Source organism: Streptomyces sp. AcH 505 (assembly GCF_000818175.1).
Taxonomy (GTDB): Bacteria; Actinomycetota; Actinomycetes; order Streptomycetales; family Streptomycetaceae; genus Streptomyces.
This window is the reverse complement of the sequence record NZ_JTIY01000002.1, coordinates 1,402,496-1,403,499: the sequence shown is the minus strand read 5'-3', so window position 1 is coordinate 1,403,499 and position 1,004 is coordinate 1,402,496. Positions and strand designations below refer to the sequence as shown.

General features: G+C 54.9%; 1 protein-coding gene. It reads right to left on the bottom strand.

The window, feature by feature from the left end; translation table 11 throughout:
* Nucleotides 1-247 (bottom strand): ankyrin repeat domain-containing protein (locus tag HY68_RS42425; RefSeq protein WP_198533507.1); only part of this gene is annotated, 247 nt, incomplete at its 3' end.
* Nucleotides 248-1,004: the final 757 nt, after the last annotated feature.

Genomic DNA, 1,004 nt, shown 5'->3' with positions numbered 1-1,004 from the left:
TCATCGTCACAGTGGTGTCACCATTTGATTGAATGGCAGTGTCAGCCTCATAGTCGATCGCGTGGACCAGAAGAGTCATTCCATTCGATACCTCATTTGGATCAACTCCAGAATCCAGCAGGTGGGACAACTCTTCGAGATCGCCATCTTCGATGGCCTGATGAGCCGCACTCCTAGTGTTCTCTACTTCTACTTCGACAGCCGGATGGGCTGCAGCATTCCAGAGGTTCTCCATTTCCGGATTCACGCGCCTATCATACATCAGCATCAAACTTGCTCGCATTGCCTTGTGCGCTGACACCGTGACTGGCAGAGCGTTTCACTTCCGCGCGACTGCGACTGTAGCTGCGCAATCAGGCCGGGAAAGGGGTCCCGTCGTTCCTCGGAAAACGGCACGGGCGCTCAACGTCGCCTTTTGGTCAGAGAGCGGCAGGGCGCGGGGCGGCGGCCGCAGCCACTCTCGCATTACGCCAAAGCCCGCTAGCACATCCGCCCAGACTCGGCCACATATGCAGAACAGGCGGGTACGAGAGCCTGCCGGTCCGGTAGAGAATTCCTCCTCCACACGGAACCCGAAAGGCTCTCGTCTCCTCACGACGTCATCTACCAGAAGTATAGTTAATTCTGATATTCGGAAAGAGCTTGTTGAACTGCCCTATCACAGACGAACGCGATGAGCATGCAGCCTGAGATGAATGAAGAATCAAAGATCCTCTGACCTTCGAAGGCCCTCCGAGATTATTCGCTATGAAAGTTAGCATTTTATATTCGGTATCCGATAGTCGAGAGTTATTCCCTGTCGCCGTAGCCGTGAAACGCGCAGGGTTGCCGGGGATGCCAACCTGGGGGACGAGCCCTCTTTCTCCCTCTCTTCCGCTTGTCGCCAAAAGTAAGTTTCGCTTCCCACCTTCCACCTGAAAGGCTCCGGCCAAGACAGACCTCCCTTTACCTGCAAGTTTCCTTGCAAGAGTCGGTCGCGTGGGATTCGTGTCCCATGTGGAAAT